The following is a 15,265-nucleotide window of genomic DNA, read 5'->3' on the forward strand; positions in this document are numbered from 1 at the left end:
TTGTTGAGCTATGACTCGTACATAAATCCTATTTTTCGGGAAATTTTCTCTTCATAATATCTTTCATTTTCAAATCCAAGGCCTTCGCGGTAAGCCTTTTCAACCGGCGCTGTATAGCCGGGTTCCAGGACTACGTAGTCTTCTGCGGCGCTCATCTTTTCATATTGTTGTCTATTAGTCAGAAATAAGCCGAACAATTCAAGTTCATCATCGCAGATCAAGTGGTTATGATAGTTTTCCCGGTGAGTTAAATAGTCTTTTAAACGCCCCGCACGATGCTTGTTTTCTTTGGCCAGTACCAGCAAAATGGCCTCCAGATCATCAATATTGACAGCCCAGGGATATTGGTCATCATCATTTATACTGAGCATCGCGCCAAGATCTGTTTCGATCATGCCGAAGCGGGACAATGTTACCACCACCGAGAAGACGTCAGGATAGCGCTTAGGATTGACCTTGTACAGCATATTGCCGTTTTTGTCGGTAAGGTTAAATGGCTGCCCAGCCATAAACCTTGATTTTACCCGGTAGGTTTGATTATAGCCATACTGGACGTTGGCATCAAAATCTGTTTTCAAACGGGTATAGGCTCTGAGCGGATCGCGCAGGGGCTCACGGAAGTTGGTGGCTTTACATTCAATGATGAGCGCCAATCCCCGGTGGAGGATCAGTATGTCCTGTTCAGCCTTTCCATCAACATAATACCCTTTATAAATAAAAGCCCCGTTCTTAAAGAATTTCTCAAATATTTCAGCCGTTTTTGTTTCGAGTAACGTGTCCCGGTGTTTAGTGACCTGCCCCGGTTCCTTCTTGCAAAAATTAAATAGCAACTTGTAAGCGGCGTCCAGGATATGTTTCTGAAAAAAAAGCAAATAAGTATCTTCCTCAATTTTAAATACAGGTTTTTCCAAAAGAGGATTTTCCTTTGTGTAAAAGATGAGTCCATCCGCAGGCAACCGTTGCGATGACAGAAGATCGCTGATGATCCTGAACTTTGCGCGCGTAAATTGCTCATCATCAATATCTTCCGTTTTCACAACGATCAGGTAGCCGGGATCCTGCATCAGTTGGGCGTAGGCGTGAATTTCTTCCGGCGCTTCGGCCACCCAGTCTTTAGGATCATCAAGGCCCTTGGCCAGGCAGGCATCAGTGAACGCTTTCCAGCGATCCGGGTGTGCATAATAAATCGCTTTATTCAGCTTTTTATTCATCAGGGAATCAAGATGCTCATAATAAGCAACAAAGTCTTGGGGATAAACACCCATTGAGTTATAGATAGTCTTTTCGAAGTGTACGAATGTCCGCATTATTCTTTCCATCTCCTGTTCCTGGTATGAAAGCGGCCCGCTGCAAAAGTAACTCAAGAAAGTTGGCAACACGACTTTGATCTTTTCATAATCAAGCGGTTCTCCTTCGATCTGGTAGAAGCCTATATTTTTGGAGTACTCCACCTCAACCGCCTGAAGAAGATCAGCAATTTCATCCCAGGCTTCTTTACTTACATCTGTTCTGGTTCCCGGCACTTTCGATTGCATATTCAAACTACCCGCGTAAAAAATTTGCCGCAGCGGTGAAAGCAGTTTTCTAAGACCGGGATGCTCTTTTCGTTTGGGTAAAGCCAGCAGCAAAGATCCCAGATACGTCAAAAAATATGTCGTTTCGTAAGGCGCACATTTCTCCATAAGGAGAGCGGTGATCGATTCTAATTTGGAAGCGCTGGTATTCATGTGTTAATATGGAAAGGTTTAGTCAGTTTTGTTATAACTCAAATCTAAGAGTTAGTTTTTGCATATTTAGACTACCACCCAATCAACATGCATTATAACGATCGTTCGCAAGGGATATTAGTGACCAGAAAGGGCGAATTCCAGTTTGAGTATTTTCTCCATTTCAATAACACCTACAAATTCGACACTTACGCATTTCTGATTTGGGCGGGCGAAGGCGGGCCGGATGAAAATGCGGCTGATTTTAGCCTCCTGATCATGAATGATGATATCCATCTGAAAGTGATCGATCTCTTTATGAAACATTACAGCGGTAATGGAATAGCGATTGCCATTATTTTAAAAGCCCGCGAACTTTTTGGAAAAAAGATCATATCATCCTCCAATACCAACAAAAGCTTCACGAGTGAAGCTAACTGGCCTGAAGCAATCCAGCGGGTCTGGCAGCCTTTAGTGGACCAGGGGCTTGCACATTATGATGCGCCTAATGACCATTACGTTTTGGTGGATGTCATTTAGTTGCGGGTATCAAGCCGAGCCAAATCTTTGGTGATGCAGATTCTTTAAGTCCGGATATTCTTTTACCATGGCTTTCGCCAGTCTAAATTCGCCTGAACTGCAATAAATACCCCTGAATGATTGGGAAACCTGCATAGAATTGTAGCTGTCAATATCTTCAATATCACGATGTACCAAAACCGAGTTTTCTCGGTATTCAAGCTCTTTAAAATAAATACGTTCAAACATGACCAGCAAATGAGTAGCTGATAAAGGAATAGCTATCTCAATTCCCTTTGACCTGTAACCCGAGTCGCCCCTGTGCGGCCTGTTGATATGCGGCCGCTTTACGACAGGGTGATCGGATGTATAATAAGGAACAGGTCCGAGGTTTTTAAACATGATCCAGATGTGGCTGTTTAAAATCTCCTGTATGCTTTTTCTGAAATCTGAGTCAAAAACGATCTGTTCGATCTGGTTCTTTTTTGCGCGGCTTTTTGTATCGTCCTTCCTTATACTGGCTATCATTTCATCAGACTGCCATCCCGAAGCGGCCATTTGCTCTTGAAACTGGGTTATGCCCTGATAGATCGATTCCCTGTGCTCTTTTGTTCTTATAATCTGAAATACGATAAATTCACATAACTTTTCTCTGGTAAACTGGTCAAGCTTTTTAATTTTCCATTGATCGACATCTGCCAGGAATTTAGTTAGAAACGGACTGAATGCCGCTTCCAGTTCTCCAAGGTAATTTTCCACAAACTGATTTACCCCGGTGATCTGGTCAAGTTTCTGGTCATCATAAAAATAACCTTCACTGGCTATATTTGCTACACTTGTCGGGAACGCTTTTTCAGTGTCTTTATGAAATGCCCAGCATTGGCCCTGATCATTTTCAAATTGCCGTAAATAAAACCGGGGAACGTAATGCTGATTCTTAACCATTATAAATTTGCTTTTACTGTTGATCTGGTAGTTTTATAAGTTTTAAAGTTCAGTGATAATGAGGAAAGGATCGTCATAACAGGTGCCTGACCGGAAATTCTTTATTTTATCGCTTCGCAGGGCGATGCCGAATTTGATATGCTCGATACACCAGTCTTTGTATGCCGGTGTGATAATAGGATTTATTAATTGGTTTGTTCCTGTCCGGTAGCTGACGGGCCATAAAGTTTTCTCATCGCTGCCCCATTTGTAAATCTGGACGGCTTCACCAGGCGTAACACCGATCTCCTGTGCAGTTGAAAGTATTTTAAATAAAGCTGGAGATCCTTTGCCTGTATAAGCGGGTATCTCAGGCATTGGCTGAAATCCCATTTTACGCCAGAAATTCTCTGAATTGGCAGGCGCGCATTCCAGGTGAATTGCGGCTAGGCCCTGTAGTTTTAAATAGTTCAAAACAGCTTCAACCATAAACCTGCCGGCACCTGATTTGCGGTACGTGGCAGCTATAGCTGCCACAGCGATATGCCCGGACCTTTTGAATATATCCCATGTTACAAATCCAATTGCTTCATGATCCCGGGTAATTATTGCCAGTGTGCACTTATCTGCGTGATAGGTAATATTGTCCGGGTAGTGGTACAGCCCGGTATTTTCCAGGTTTTCGCTAACCATCCAGCTTTTTACCTGTTCTTGCTGCGCGAGGTTTGGTTGAAAATCAACAGTGTATTTCTGTATGCTCATTTTGGTGATTCCTGCCGGTATCAGCAGAAACGCTGCAAGACGGCCTGTTCCGGTGTCAGTCCGACTTCATCAGCAGGTGCATTGATAAAACGGGCCATATTAATTTCCAGCCTACCTGTTTCTGTGCCTTTGGACAGATTCGTGAAAAAGATAATAATGTATGAACCACCGGCTTTTCTGAACACATATGCCGGATTGGCGACGTAAGGGTTTTTGGTGTTCCAGCAAAAATAGCAAGTGTCGCCTTCATTTATTTCAATTTTTACCCGCTTAATACTGGCATATAATAAGGGCTTGACGCCGGTTATCTTTTGCCGCCCCTTGTCAATGAGCTGCTTTAACAGCGGATTAAATTTTATGGTTTCTATAAGCGAACCATGGTTGGTTTCAGCCGTGACAATATCTTTTATCAGGGTCTTACGATTTTTGCCTGCTGTTGCCCCGTTCCGGAACAGGAACTCTGAACAGATATTTTTTACTGCCATTGGCGTACAAACCCGCCAGTCTTCGAATGCTCCGTCCGCCCAGAGCTCTTCGGAACTTTTTCCCAAAGAAAAGTCTGTCGGATCATATTCTTCCCTATGCTTATAAATAATACGGTCATTGCCTAACCACTGGTCTATTTCCAGTTTACGGAAAACGTAATTGTTCTCCAGATAAGCCATTAAGGCCTGGTACAGTTCCCGGTCCGAATATGGGCGGGTACGGTGGTAAACAAGTGTTGCTGACATGCTGATGGGATTTAAAAAGGAAATTTACGAATATCAGTGGTATCATCATAAAGGAGTTTTGAACATTCCATATGGCGATCCTGCGGCCGGGCTCTTCATTGTATCTGCTGCGCAGGATGCCATTGCGATCCCTATCGCGGGCACCTGATTTTCACCTCCGTTCAAAACAAGTGCTCTTTAAAGCGCAAAAGCATCACCATTCAGGCAGATAGCCCTGAATACCTCCGCACTTGCGATATACTTATAACAGGTTGTTTTTGGGATTGCTGTTTCCAAAAGAAGGAGAAAAAGGATGCTAAATTGGGCACTGTTGCTTTAAGAATGCTGATAGTATGCAAAAAGACTACGGCATAAACGGCTGCCTCCCCAAAGGGTCCCCTCCAATTATTCCGTTTCCTTTTTGCTCTGTTTTCGTGCCCGGCCATTTGCTTTCTTTTTCTCCTTTTTCTTTTGGAAAAAGCTTTCAGGGAAAGGGTCGGGAAAAGAGAAAAGAAATAACAAATTTTTTAACTCTTAATGCTTAACAAAATGAAAACAGCAGAAAAAAATGCAAAGGAAGTACAAGGTACAAACGCAAAAAACAACAACGCACCACGAATTGAGAATCGTCCGAACTTAACAGGAAAAGTAGCCAAAACAGATGAATCCGTTAAAGATGAAAAAACCGCCGAGGCTGCGAAAGCTGAGGCAACCCCAACCCCCGAAGCAAAGACCTATACTACCGCTGCAGTGGATAACCAACACGCTCACGCTGCGCCCTACACAACAGGACAGGGATTAGACGAAGCCCCGAAAGCGGAAGAAGCGCCAAAGGCAGAAATAAAATATATCAAACCCGCTTTGAATTTGGAGCAAACCCTGAAATCTGTGGGCAATCTGCACCGCCTGACGATCCAACGGTTGGCGCTCATTGGTCGCATTAAAACTTTGGAAGATTTTGAGGTGAAACTGGTGGAAGAAAACGACGAGTTGGAAAACAACCCGTATCAGAGTTGCAAATTGATCATCAAAGATGATAAAGGCCGTGAATTTACCACCAACACCCCGAATCTCATTCGCATGGTTACCCAATTCATCTTTGATGCCTGCCATGAGAAATTGGGCGAGATCGAAGCAAACATTGTATTCCCTAACGCTTAAACGAAGCTATGCCCCGTCTGAATGTCGGGGCATGCTTTAAGGCTTTACCTCCAAAATCAACTGTCATGTACGAACTATTTATTGAACTGACCGACCAACTTTTTTATGAGGGTTATGCCGAACAACTGGCTAAAGAGAACCCGCAAGCATTCCGGTTTGAGTTTAACGAATTCTTAAATAACTACAGCTTATGAAATGGTTTAATGATTGCCCCACGCTCGAAGAAGTGAAGGCGAAATATAAACAACTGGCTAAGCGGTACCACCCCGATTTAGGGGGTGATACTGCTACGATGCAGGATATCAATAAAGAATATGCATTTGCCGCCGCTAAAGCGGTTAGGGGCGCAAATCTCTCTGATGAAGAAGCCGAGAACGAAATACTGTCATCAGAGGCCTATCGCATTGCCATAGAACAAATTATTCATTTAGAAGCTGTCACCATCGAATTGGTAGGCTATTGGATTTGGGTTACAGGCAATACTTACCCGAATAGGGCAACCCTTAAAGCCGCCGGTTTTCTGTTCGCTTCCAAAAAACAGGCCTGGTATTTCCGTACCGCCGAATACAAAGTAAATAAGAGCAGCAGCAAATCGCTCGAAGAAATAAGGAATAAGTACGGCAGCGAAGTATTGAATGAAGACAAACGGGGGCGAAACCGTTTTATCAATTGATCAAGTCGGATGCGCAACCGCACAAAGGGCGCGTTTTAATATGGAAACACTAAATAAATTCAGCACCAAAATATTTTGTGAACTGGTAGATAAGATGCAGGGTAAACAGCATTTGAAAATCTTTAATGAGCCGTTTATGCCGCTTACAATTGAGCGTGCCGGTACTGTCTATTGGGGTCATGGCGAAATAATCAGTCTATGTCATTATTACAAGCAAAACGGCGACCTGATGCAAGATCCCGAAATGTGCTTTATTATGATTGACAAACGGGAAAGCGATAAAAAAGACTTTGAAAAAGTGATGCTGATACCGTACCTGTATCAGCAGGCAAACATGGGCATTTACGAAGAAAGTTTGACCTTTAAGAATGAAATCGTAAAAGAATATGACGTGTATTTGCAACAGCAACATGCCGACTTTGCCAATCAGTGGTTGCAGAGTATTGTACAGCAGGGATTTTTGAAAAGCGGAGATATTCAAAAATTATGACTATGAAAAATCTGATTTGCAATCATATTGAAATATTACTGTCGGTAGTCGGTATTTACCTGCGCTTCCTCATCGGAAAGCGCAGGTTTAACCGCCGTGGCGTTGGAGGTTTACAATATTTTAAATCTTACAGTATAGCGCTGATTACCGCATTTGTTGAAAAATCGGTAAATATTATAGCGATGCTGATGATCATTACTGCAATCATACTGCTTTTACGCCGCTGATTACCGCAGAAATTGCGAATTGTAAAACCGAAAAGTGATTTAACATCTAATTTTAATAAATTTGAAAATGGATAACTTATTAATGCCGGTAAGGCAGGGCCAGATTTGCAAAGTGATTTCTGATGTGCCGGATAAAGAATCAGAAGAAGTTTTCATTGTAACCGAAGACCCATCTGAATTTGATCCGGAGGATGATATTCTGGTAGTTAACCTTAAAGAGCTGCAAAGGAATATCAAACAGACCGAAAATGCAGAAAGAATAGCCGTGCCCAAAAATGAGCTGGTGGTCGTAGGTGAAGACCTTACTTCATACGTACAATCCTGGAATATAAAAAACTGATTATCAGATGGAAATCATTCACACTCGCGGGAGTTTCTGGAAAGACAATAATTATGCTTACATCAGAGTAGTGGGAATTTCGGAAGCGGAATTGTTGCAACTGGCTGAAAATCTGAAACGCAGCGATATTATAGAATGGCTGATGTGGAATGATCGCAATGGTATATATAGCGATGAAGATTCTAAACGGGAGTTCGGCGCGGTTATGACACGGGAAGAAGGCGTCGAAATAATGCTGCGGCAGGCAGCAGAAAACAGGGTTAATCAATTAACGATAATAAGATGATTACTGAAATTAAAGATATAAAGGACGTGGATTTGTTTTTTCATGACTTGATTGCAGAGGGGGTCAACGCTCATCCGGACGATGACTTTACGCAGTATATCAATATTGAAACCGGAGAACCTACTTTTACAGCAGAGGGCGCAGTCCTCCGAAATGAGTTGATGTCAAAAGCCCTTGAATTATGTGAAAGTTCAGAGATTGATATTTACGACAGGATGCAGGAAGTATACCTGAAGGAAACAGGGCTGGATAAATATATACCGCTGCCATCCCAGGAATATAACGAACAAGAATGAGGCATTGCCTTTGATATCCCGATAATGGCAGATGTTCACTCAAAAGAAACCCGAAGTTATAATATGTCGCGCATCCGCGGCAAAAACACGAAGCCGGAAATCCTGGTAAGAAAATATCTCTTTTCAAAAGGATTCCGCTATCGGCTGCACGATAAAAAACTCCCGGGGAAACCGGATATTATCCTCCCTAAATATAAAACAGTCATATTTATCAACGGTTGCTTCTGGCATGGCCACCAGAACTGTAAATATTTTACCGTACCCAAATCCCGCACCGAATGGTGGCTGACCAAGATCAGCCGGAATGAAGAAAATGACCGCGCAGCTTATGGCTTGCTGTTGGAAAAGAATCTCCGCGTGATCACGATCTGGGAGTGTCAATTAAAAAAAAATATAGTGGAAGAAACATTACAGAATTTAATTACTACCTTGTATTCAGCCTGAAACCTTCTTCTCCATCCCGGCTATGATTTTTTTTCGTTAATTTTCCAAAAAAAAGGAAGGATCTTTTTATGCTTAAAACGAGCAGAATAAAGGTTTTTTAATGAAAAAGAATTTACATGCAGCTTAAAATTGATCGGTTTAGGAATGGAGATGGTTTAAGAGTACTTGATTTATTTTCAGGCTGCGGTGGTTTATCATTGGGTTTTCGTAAGGCAGGCTGCGAAATTATAGGAAATGTGGAGCTCGATCAGGAGGCGGCACGATCACATGCCTTAAACTTTCATAAAGGCCATAAATTATTTGAGCAATATGCCAAATCACGGAATATTGAAGACACTTCCCCCGCCGATCTGTTCAGAGACCTGGAAATAACAGGCCCTATTGATCAGCAGATAGATATCATCATCGGCGGACCACCATGTCAGGCGTTCACTAGGATAGGCAGGGCCAAACTCCGGGAAATTAATGGTGATGCGCAGGCTTTTCTTAACGACTCACGAAGTCAGTTGTACCGCAGATACCTCGAATATGTCCGTGTACTGCGTCCGATGGCTATTCTGATGGAAAATGTGCCTGATATGCTCAATTACGGCGGCACCAATATTGCCGAATTTGTATGCCATGATCTGGAACAATATGGTTATCACTGTAAATATACCCTGCTCAATACTGCTTTTTTCGGCCTGCCGCAGATGCGGGAAAGGATGTTTTTAATTGCCGTACACAATACCTTTCAGGGTGAAATTTCTTTTCCTGCACCGACCAGATATATCGAACTGCCGAGAGGATACAATGGTTCACGCAATGTTGCGTTAAAACATATTGATCTGAATAATCCGGGGCATTTTGAAGCCCTTCAGCTTGATGCCAACCTGCCTGCTCCGGTCAGTGCTGAAGAAGCCCTTTCCGATCTGCCGATTATTATGGAACATCTGACCTCGAAAATGAAAAGGGGTATCAAAAAACTGAATACCGACCGTGCTTATTTGCTAAGCGATCCGGCAAATAATTATCAGCACCTTATGCGCAACTGGCCGGGCTATCAGGCCTCAACAGGAGTTACTGCCAATGTGACCCGGATATTGCCGAGGGATTATCAGATATTCCGGATCATGGAACCCGGAGATCAATATCCTCAGGCAATCGAAAGAGCCGAAAGACTGCTCGCAGCAAAACTGCTCGAAATGAATATCACCGCGGATAACGACCCTGAAGTTCATAAACAGATCAGAAAGAGCATCATACCCCCTTATGATGTCGGGAAATTCCCGAATAAATGGCGCAAAATGGAGAGCAATCAGCCAGCCAGAACACTGATGGCACATCTGGGAAAAGACTGTTATTCCCATATACACTATGACAGTGACCAAGCAAGAACGATTACTGTACGTGAGGCTGCCCGGCTGCAGTCATTTCCTGACGGCTTTGAGTTTTCAGGAGCGATGAATGCCGCCTTCCGCCAGATCGGAAATGCAGTACCGCCACTGATGGCCGAAAAACTTGCCGATAAAATAATAAACCTTATCAGAACCGGAATACCATGTCAGATACCGAACTTCCAGATGATGTAGGCGCAGAAACCATACCGCCGAAGCCCGCTGCGCTGATAGAAACTTTCCGTGCCATAGGATACAATCTTGCGAGCGCAATAGCCGATATTATCGACAACAGCATTTCTGCTGATGCAGGGAATATTATGGTGAATTTTCAGTGGGAAGAAGAGAAATCGTTTGTAACCATTATTGACGATGGTAGAGGCATGACGGAAGAGGAAATGATCGAGGCATTGCGGCCGGGAACATCGAATCCTTTGTCTGACCGCAGGCCATCGGACCTGGGTCGTTTCGGGCTCGGGCTCAAAACTGCTTCGTTTTCCCAATGCCGTCGACTGACGGTCATTTCAAAAGCTGCCGGAGGGTCAGAACCGGCCTACCGCGGCTGGGACCTAGATTATGTGGTCAGCAAGGATGTCTGGCAGATCATCCGTTATTTGTCCAAACCGGAGCTGGCTGCGGAACTTGGTGCCCGGGCTTCAGGTACCATTATTTTCTGGGAAAAACTGGACAGGATCATTTTTGGTCAGAACAAACAACTAATCAGCAAAACAAAATTCTGGGAGGCCGTAAGGGAGGTCGAAAAACACCTTTCCATGGTTTTTCACCGTTTTATAGAAAAAAAGAAAATTACACTCTCTGTTAACGGCAATCCGGTTCAGCCCTGGAACCCTTTCCTGATTGAAGAACCCGCTACACAATCCTTCCCGGAAGAAATATACGATAACGGCCAGATCAGCATCAAAGGTTTTGTATTGCCGCATGTTTCAAAGATCAGTCCGGAAAAATTCAAGACTGCCGGAGGTACCGCCGGCTGGACAGCGCAGCAGGGATTTTACATATACCGTAACGACAGAATACTTGTGGCAGGCGACTGGCTGGACCTGTTCAGAAAAGACGATTTTACCCGGCTTGCCCGGATCATGGTGGAAATTGATTCATCGCTGGATTTCAGCTGGCAGATCGATATACGCAAGTCCAAAGCCCAGCCACCGAAAATGTTCATGGAAAAACTGAAACGATACGGTGCTGAGATCAGAAAAAATGCTGTTGAGGTTTATCGTTACCGAGGTAAACAGAAACAACGGAAGATGGGACGCTCCAGTTTCGAATTTGCCTGGATAACCGCGGAGGAACAAGGCCGGGAAGTGTTTAAGATCAACCGGAAACATCCGTCATACCGGATTGTCCGTGATCAGCTTGGAAAAAACGCGCGCGATTTTGAACGCCTCATCAGCCTGCTGGAAATGACGCTGCCGGTTCAATCCATTGTTTTTAATGAAAACCTGTACGCTGACCAGCCTGCACCACCGCCAGTTGACGACCAGGCTGTCGCGGAAATGATGAAAGCGGTTTATAATAAACTGATAAGTGAAGGCTTTTCCCCGCAGAAAGCAAAAGAAGAACTTTATTTCATTGACCCGTTCAGTAATTATCCCCACCTTACCGAACAATTAACCTGACAATGAAACAAATAAACCTGAACATTCTCAAAGACGGAACAGTCGGATTATCACCCGGTGCCGGAGGTAATCTGGCAGAAGCTGCCTCTGTATGTCTCGATTTTAACGGCCATCCGAGGGTGATCGTCATGCCGGCTGAAGGACACTTTGAGGATGATTATGAATTTACGTGTAGTGAGGTAAGCGAGATCATGAGGAACAGTTTTAGCGATATGCAGGAAGCCACCGAGTACGGTGCCTGCGGCATTGCCTTGTCTATTGTAGCTACAGAAACTTCGATGATCGCAAAAAGAAGTGTGAAAGGCACGGGATTCGACTACTGGCTGGGCACACAGACTGAAAGTTTTCCCTTTCAGGAATTTGCACGGCTTGAAGTCAGCGGTATTATCACCGGAACAGAACAGCAGACCGGATACCGCCTGACTGAAAAGCTGAAGCAGACAAAAGTGTCTGATGATAAAGAAACATATCTGCCTGCATACGCGGTGGTAGTCGAATTCAGTAACCCAAGAACATTAAGCGGAATAAGATGAACGAGCTCGAAAAAAAGGTTAATGACCGGCACGAAGAGTCTATGGAATTTGCTGAAATGGCTTTTTCCGCCCGTCGCCGTAAAGAATACAGCATCTATTGTAAACTGATACAGAAAGCGCTTAATCTTGAAAAGGCAGCGGCAAGGTCGCTGGAAGAAAGAGTAGATGTCGAACCCAGCAGGTCGGTGCTTTATCAGAGTGCCGCCTACCTCGCCTTAAATCTGGATGCTTTTGATGAGGCAGAGCAGTTAGTAAAGGAAGCTATGCAGGGAAAGCCGCCGGTAGAGATCGCTGAGGAGTTGAAACAGATGCAACAGGCACTTGCCCGGAAAAAACAGATCAGAAAAAATGTTTTGCAGACTGCAGAGGGGTTTCTTGAAATGGCTGATGAAACCAATATCGATGATGAAGCGCTGACGCAGGCACTGGAAGCCGCATTCCGGGGTTTTGATTCATTTTCCGCGGGTAACATTGACTCCCTGCTTAACCGCATCGCCGTTGAAGTAAGTTTCAGGGGTAAACATAAAGTCAATGCGCCGGATTACCAGATTTTTGACCGGGAAGACATAACAGACCGCTGGACAGTGGATACAGACCGCGCCCCCTGGAGTTTCTGGAAGTTCTATAAAGAATACCTGCACGGGAAAAACATGCCGGTTCCGGTAATTAAAAAGCTGGACCAGCTAACCGACGATATCCTGACCAGGCTTGGCAATCCGGCCGCGGGTGGTTCGTGGGACAAAAGAGGAATGATTGTCGGCGATGTGCAGTCAGGAAAGACAGGCAATTATATCGGACTGATTAATAAAGCTGCAGATGCGGGCTACCGTATTATCATTGTGCTGTCCGGTCTCTATGAAAACCTGCGTAAACAAACCCAACTACGGGTGGACGAAGGGTTTACCGGGAAGTTTTCACAATCACAGACCGTAACCGGAACAGGAGTTTACCGCAAAAGCAACCTGCCCCCGGTGCATACCATCACCCACAGCGGTTCTGACGGTGATATTAAAATGAGAACATTACGGAATAATCCGTTGAATACAAATGACTACTATGCGCTCGTTATCAAGAAAAACCCTACCGTTCTTAAGAGCTTGCTTTCCTGGTTTGTAAACAGTCCGAATGCCGTTGAAAATAACGGCTCACTTATCATCCGTAATATTCCGGTGCTGGTTATTGACGATGAGGCTGATTATGCCTCACTGAACATCAGCAAAGATTCAGCATCCACCATAAATGCTTGTATCAGAGCATTGCTGGGTCTGTTTGATCAGAGCGCTTTTATAGGCTATACGGCGACACCTTTTGCCAATGTATTTATCGATGATATCAACCAGACGGCAGAAAATACACTTGACATCGGTGGGAAAAAGATAAAACTGTGTGAAGATCTTTTTCCCAGAGATTTCATCATTAACCTGCCACCGCCTTCCAACTACATCGGCTATCAGAAGGTCTTCCGGACAACCCTGGAAGACCCGGAAAGTGAAACCGAAGGCAATCAGCTGAGTTTTGTAAATTTCATCGAGGCGGACAGTCCGGAAATACCTGCCGACCACCGGAAAAATGATGATTTGCCAGAGGCAATTCCGCATAGCCTGAAGCGGGCAGTCTGCTGTTTTATCCTGGTATGTGCGATAAGGATGGCCCGCGGTCAGGAAAGAGATCATAATTCTATGCTAGTCCATATTTCCTGGTATATCAGATGGATCAATAAAATAGCAGAGCTGACCAATGATTATCTTACTGAGCTAAGGAATCTCATTCGCTATGACGAAAGTTTTTTATCCGTTCTTCATGATATCTGGCTGGCAGAATTTGCGGGAAAGAGCGAGGCGATCATGGCCGGGCTCGGATACGATGACCCCAGGGTGATGGAAAATTCGTGGAATGAGATCATTCCGTATCTTTCTTTTGCTGCTGAAAAAATAGAAGTCCGCGCTGTCCATGGCCCGCAGAAAGGTCTTTCCTACACAAATACTGCACCGTTGGACTATGAAGAACATCCGGACGGGCTTTGGGTAATAGCGGTCGGCGGCAATAAATTATCCAGAGGACTAACGCTGGAAAGTCTTTCGATCAGTTATTTTCTTCGTGCGACAAGATTCTATGACACCCTTCTCCAGATGGGACGTTGGTTCGGTTACCGCCCGGGGTATGCTGATTTGTGCCGTCTGTTTACAACAGAAGACCTGGTATTATGGTATCAGTATATTGCCAAGGCTGCTGAGGACCTGAAAGATCAGTTTGATATTATGGAACTTGCTGAGCGGAAACCAAGAAACTACGGTTTGAAAGTCTGGAAAGCCCCTGGTAAAATTTTGCTGGTATCTTCTCCGGCGAAAACCAGAAGCGGTACTGATCTTGATCTCAGCTATTCCGGAGAACTTCTGGAAACCTATCTGCTTTCCAAATCGCCGCAGATTCTGCAAAAAAACCTTGATACTGCTGCCTCTTTAATGGCGGCATTGGGTCAGCCGTCCGGTATTACCAGGCAGGGCCAACACCTGATCTGGGAAAATGCGGAATTAAGCGTGGTTGACGGTTTTATTAATAATTACAGTACGGGTCAGGCGAATATTTCTCCGGCATATCTGAGAGCATATTTTGCAGCGCAAGCAGCAAAAAATAATCTGACAAACTGGACCATTGTGCTGATCAGTAACAGTAACGATGAGAATCCTCATCTGTTTGATGTGAATGGTGCCGATGTTGCAGTCGGCAGAACGCGTCGTCAGGAACGAAGTTTTAAAGATAAGGACGGCAAGGAATATACCAGGCAAGATACTTACTGGATCAGAAAATCCCATATTATCAGTCCGCCGCACGAGTATCTGGATATGGATGATCAGGACAGCCGGTTCACTGAAGCAAAACGGGCCGCAGCCGAAGTGAATACCAAGGCAGTTGGTAAGTTTGTCCGCAAATACCGTGGTGCTAAAAATGCATTGTTGTTGATCTATATTTTAGATCCCGCAGGTTTTGGTGGCACTGATGTGCCGGCAACGGGATATGCCATAAGTTTACCGGTTGTCACCGGTGACGAACCGATCTCATATCTGGCCAATCCTCAGTTTGTTAAAGAAATCAATGAGCTCTTTCATCAGCCGGATGATGCGGGGGAGGAACTTCCGGACGACGAAGAGGAGGCGAAATAAGGGATGGCGGCTAATTT

Annotated in this window: 20 protein-coding genes; 16 read left to right on the forward strand and 4 right to left on the reverse strand. The window is 44.4% G+C overall.

Annotated features, from left to right (window positions below; genetic code table 11):
* Nucleotides 1-8: 8 nt before the first annotated feature.
* Nucleotides 9-1,727, reverse strand: a complete 1,719-nt coding sequence (locus IDJ77_RS04080; protein ID WP_191187655.1) for a hypothetical protein — start codon at nucleotides 1,725-1,727, stop codon at nucleotides 9-11.
* 87 nt (nucleotides 1,728-1,814) lie between these two features.
* Here IDJ77_RS04080 and IDJ77_RS04085 point away from each other — a divergent pair, with 87 nt between their 5' ends.
* Nucleotides 1,815-2,246: a hypothetical protein gene (locus tag IDJ77_RS04085; protein ID WP_191187656.1), complete on the forward strand. Its 432-nt coding sequence runs from the start codon at nucleotides 1,815-1,817 to the stop codon at nucleotides 2,244-2,246.
* 9 nt (nucleotides 2,247-2,255) lie between these two features.
* Here the strand turns inward: IDJ77_RS04085 and IDJ77_RS04090 are convergent, their stop codons facing one another.
* From IDJ77_RS04090 to IDJ77_RS04100, 3 genes are read right to left on the reverse strand one after another with little or no spacing between them, the layout of a single operon-like run.
* Complete coding sequence (locus IDJ77_RS04090; protein ID WP_191187657.1) at nucleotides 2,256-3,170, reverse strand: DUF4238 domain-containing protein; 915 nt, start codon at nucleotides 3,168-3,170, stop codon at nucleotides 2,256-2,258.
* 42 nt (nucleotides 3,171-3,212) lie between these two features.
* Nucleotides 3,213-3,911 carry a GNAT family N-acetyltransferase gene (locus IDJ77_RS04095; protein WP_191187658.1) on the reverse strand — a complete coding sequence of 233 codons (699 nt, stop codon included), beginning with the start codon at nucleotides 3,909-3,911 and terminating at the stop codon, nucleotides 3,213-3,215.
* Nucleotides 3,912-3,931: 20 nt separating this feature from the next.
* Nucleotides 3,932-4,642 carry a hypothetical protein gene (locus IDJ77_RS04100; RefSeq protein WP_191187659.1) on the reverse strand — a complete coding sequence of 237 codons (711 nt, stop codon included), beginning with the start codon at nucleotides 4,640-4,642 and terminating at the stop codon, nucleotides 3,932-3,934.
* Between IDJ77_RS04100 and IDJ77_RS04105 the strand changes: the two genes are divergently transcribed.
* The 15 genes from IDJ77_RS04105 to IDJ77_RS04170 all read left to right on the forward strand — a co-directional run bounded on the left by IDJ77_RS04105 (nucleotide 4,641) and on the right by IDJ77_RS04170 (nucleotide 15,248).
* Complete coding sequence (locus IDJ77_RS04105; protein ID WP_191187660.1) at nucleotides 4,641-4,790, forward strand: hypothetical protein; 150 nt, start codon at nucleotides 4,641-4,643, stop codon at nucleotides 4,788-4,790. The genes IDJ77_RS04100 and IDJ77_RS04105 overlap by 2 nt on opposite strands.
* A gap of 184 nt (nucleotides 4,791-4,974) precedes the next feature.
* The gene (locus tag IDJ77_RS04110) at nucleotides 4,975-5,166 is read left to right on the forward strand and encodes a hypothetical protein (RefSeq protein ID WP_191187661.1); all 192 of its coding nucleotides are present in this window, start codon (nucleotides 4,975-4,977) and stop codon (nucleotides 5,164-5,166) included.
* Nucleotides 5,167-5,170: 4 nt separating this feature from the next.
* Nucleotides 5,171-5,782 carry a hypothetical protein gene (locus tag IDJ77_RS04115; RefSeq protein ID WP_191187662.1) on the forward strand — a complete coding sequence of 204 codons (612 nt, stop codon included), beginning with the start codon at nucleotides 5,171-5,173 and terminating at the stop codon, nucleotides 5,780-5,782.
* A 65-nt stretch (nucleotides 5,783-5,847) separates the two neighbouring features.
* A complete protein-coding gene (locus tag IDJ77_RS27815) occupies nucleotides 5,848-5,976 on the forward strand; it encodes a hypothetical protein (protein WP_262892789.1) in 129 nt (42 codons plus the stop codon).
* The gene (locus tag IDJ77_RS04120; RefSeq protein WP_191187663.1) at nucleotides 5,973-6,455 is read left to right on the forward strand and encodes a J domain-containing protein; all 483 of its coding nucleotides are present in this window, start codon (nucleotides 5,973-5,975) and stop codon (nucleotides 6,453-6,455) included. The genes IDJ77_RS27815 and IDJ77_RS04120 overlap by 4 nt, the downstream gene beginning before the upstream one ends.
* Nucleotides 6,418-6,945, forward strand: coding sequence for a DUF6908 domain-containing protein (locus IDJ77_RS04125; RefSeq protein WP_191187664.1), 528 nt, complete (start codon nucleotides 6,418-6,420; stop codon nucleotides 6,943-6,945). The genes IDJ77_RS04120 and IDJ77_RS04125 overlap by 38 nt, the downstream gene beginning before the upstream one ends.
* Before the next feature lie 2 nt (nucleotides 6,946-6,947).
* Complete coding sequence (locus IDJ77_RS04130; RefSeq protein WP_191187665.1) at nucleotides 6,948-7,172, forward strand: hypothetical protein; 225 nt, start codon at nucleotides 6,948-6,950, stop codon at nucleotides 7,170-7,172.
* 67 nt (nucleotides 7,173-7,239) lie between these two features.
* A complete protein-coding gene (locus IDJ77_RS04135; RefSeq protein WP_191187666.1) occupies nucleotides 7,240-7,512 on the forward strand; it encodes a hypothetical protein in 273 nt (90 codons plus the stop codon).
* Between the two features lie 7 nt (nucleotides 7,513-7,519).
* Nucleotides 7,520-7,798, forward strand: a complete 279-nt coding sequence (locus IDJ77_RS04140) for a hypothetical protein (protein ID WP_191187667.1) — start codon at nucleotides 7,520-7,522, stop codon at nucleotides 7,796-7,798.
* Nucleotides 7,795-8,094 carry a hypothetical protein gene (locus IDJ77_RS04145; RefSeq protein WP_191187668.1) on the forward strand — a complete coding sequence of 100 codons (300 nt, stop codon included), beginning with the start codon at nucleotides 7,795-7,797 and terminating at the stop codon, nucleotides 8,092-8,094. Before IDJ77_RS04140 ends, IDJ77_RS04145 begins: the two co-directional genes overlap by 4 nt.
* Before the next feature lie 24 nt (nucleotides 8,095-8,118).
* A complete protein-coding gene (locus IDJ77_RS04150; protein WP_191187669.1) occupies nucleotides 8,119-8,538 on the forward strand; it encodes a very short patch repair endonuclease in 420 nt (139 codons plus the stop codon).
* A 116-nt stretch (nucleotides 8,539-8,654) separates the two neighbouring features.
* Nucleotides 8,655-10,109: a DNA cytosine methyltransferase gene (locus IDJ77_RS04155; RefSeq protein WP_191187670.1), complete on the forward strand. Its 1,455-nt coding sequence runs from the start codon at nucleotides 8,655-8,657 to the stop codon at nucleotides 10,107-10,109.
* Nucleotides 10,079-11,554 carry an ATP-binding protein gene (locus IDJ77_RS04160; protein WP_191187671.1) on the forward strand — a complete coding sequence of 492 codons (1,476 nt, stop codon included), beginning with the start codon at nucleotides 10,079-10,081 and terminating at the stop codon, nucleotides 11,552-11,554. The genes IDJ77_RS04155 and IDJ77_RS04160 overlap by 31 nt, the downstream gene beginning before the upstream one ends.
* Nucleotides 11,555-11,556: 2 nt before the next feature.
* Nucleotides 11,557-12,087 (forward strand): hypothetical protein, encoded by a 531-nt coding sequence (locus IDJ77_RS04165; RefSeq protein WP_191187672.1) that lies wholly within the window; start codon nucleotides 11,557-11,559, stop codon nucleotides 12,085-12,087.
* Nucleotides 12,084-15,248 carry a Z1 domain-containing protein gene (locus tag IDJ77_RS04170; RefSeq protein WP_191187673.1) on the forward strand — a complete coding sequence of 1,055 codons (3,165 nt, stop codon included), beginning with the start codon at nucleotides 12,084-12,086 and terminating at the stop codon, nucleotides 15,246-15,248. Before IDJ77_RS04165 ends, IDJ77_RS04170 begins: the two co-directional genes overlap by 4 nt.
* Nucleotides 15,249-15,265: the final 17 nt, after the last annotated feature.

Origin of the sequence: Mucilaginibacter pankratovii (assembly GCF_014773265.1) — a bacterium.
In the GTDB taxonomy this organism is placed as follows: Bacteria; Bacteroidota; Bacteroidia; order Sphingobacteriales; family Sphingobacteriaceae; genus Mucilaginibacter; species Mucilaginibacter pankratovii.

What these genes read in the sequence shown, in the direction of transcription:
- IDJ77_RS04080 (WP_191187655.1), bottom strand. Translation starts at nt 1,727, where the DNA reads ATGAATACCAGCGCTTCCAAATTAGAATCGATCACCGCTCTCCTTATG.
- IDJ77_RS04085 (WP_191187656.1), top strand. Translation starts at nt 1,815, where the DNA reads ATGCATTATAACGATCGTTCGCAAGGGATATTAGTGACCAGAAAGGGC.
- IDJ77_RS04090 (WP_191187657.1), bottom strand. Translation starts at nt 3,170, where the DNA reads ATGGTTAAGAATCAGCATTACGTTCCCCGGTTTTATTTACGGCAATTT.
- IDJ77_RS04095 (WP_191187658.1), bottom strand. Translation starts at nt 3,911, where the DNA reads ATGAGCATACAGAAATACACTGTTGATTTTCAACCAAACCTCGCGCAG.
- IDJ77_RS04105 (WP_191187660.1), top strand. Translation starts at nt 4,641, where the DNA reads ATGCTGATGGGATTTAAAAAGGAAATTTACGAATATCAGTGGTATCAT.
- IDJ77_RS04100 (WP_191187659.1), bottom strand. Translation starts at nt 4,642, where the DNA reads ATGTCAGCAACACTTGTTTACCACCGTACCCGCCCATATTCGGACCGG.
- IDJ77_RS04110 (WP_191187661.1), top strand. Translation starts at nt 4,975, where the DNA reads ATGCAAAAAGACTACGGCATAAACGGCTGCCTCCCCAAAGGGTCCCCT.
- IDJ77_RS04115 (WP_191187662.1), top strand. Translation starts at nt 5,171, where the DNA reads ATGAAAACAGCAGAAAAAAATGCAAAGGAAGTACAAGGTACAAACGCA.
- IDJ77_RS27815 (WP_262892789.1), top strand. Translation starts at nt 5,848, where the DNA reads ATGTACGAACTATTTATTGAACTGACCGACCAACTTTTTTATGAGGGT.
- IDJ77_RS04120 (WP_191187663.1), top strand. Translation starts at nt 5,973, where the DNA reads ATGAAATGGTTTAATGATTGCCCCACGCTCGAAGAAGTGAAGGCGAAA.
- IDJ77_RS04125 (WP_191187664.1), top strand. Translation starts at nt 6,418, where the DNA reads ATGAAGACAAACGGGGGCGAAACCGTTTTATCAATTGATCAAGTCGGA.
- IDJ77_RS04130 (WP_191187665.1), top strand. Translation starts at nt 6,948, where the DNA reads ATGAAAAATCTGATTTGCAATCATATTGAAATATTACTGTCGGTAGTC.
- IDJ77_RS04135 (WP_191187666.1), top strand. Translation starts at nt 7,240, where the DNA reads ATGGATAACTTATTAATGCCGGTAAGGCAGGGCCAGATTTGCAAAGTG.
- IDJ77_RS04140 (WP_191187667.1), top strand. Translation starts at nt 7,520, where the DNA reads ATGGAAATCATTCACACTCGCGGGAGTTTCTGGAAAGACAATAATTAT.
- IDJ77_RS04145 (WP_191187668.1), top strand. Translation starts at nt 7,795, where the DNA reads ATGATTACTGAAATTAAAGATATAAAGGACGTGGATTTGTTTTTTCAT.
- IDJ77_RS04150 (WP_191187669.1), top strand. Translation starts at nt 8,119, where the DNA reads ATGGCAGATGTTCACTCAAAAGAAACCCGAAGTTATAATATGTCGCGC.
- IDJ77_RS04155 (WP_191187670.1), top strand. Translation starts at nt 8,655, where the DNA reads ATGCAGCTTAAAATTGATCGGTTTAGGAATGGAGATGGTTTAAGAGTA.
- IDJ77_RS04160 (WP_191187671.1), top strand. Translation starts at nt 10,079, where the DNA reads ATGTCAGATACCGAACTTCCAGATGATGTAGGCGCAGAAACCATACCG.
- IDJ77_RS04165 (WP_191187672.1), top strand. Translation starts at nt 11,557, where the DNA reads ATGAAACAAATAAACCTGAACATTCTCAAAGACGGAACAGTCGGATTA.
- IDJ77_RS04170 (WP_191187673.1), top strand. Translation starts at nt 12,084, where the DNA reads ATGAACGAGCTCGAAAAAAAGGTTAATGACCGGCACGAAGAGTCTATG.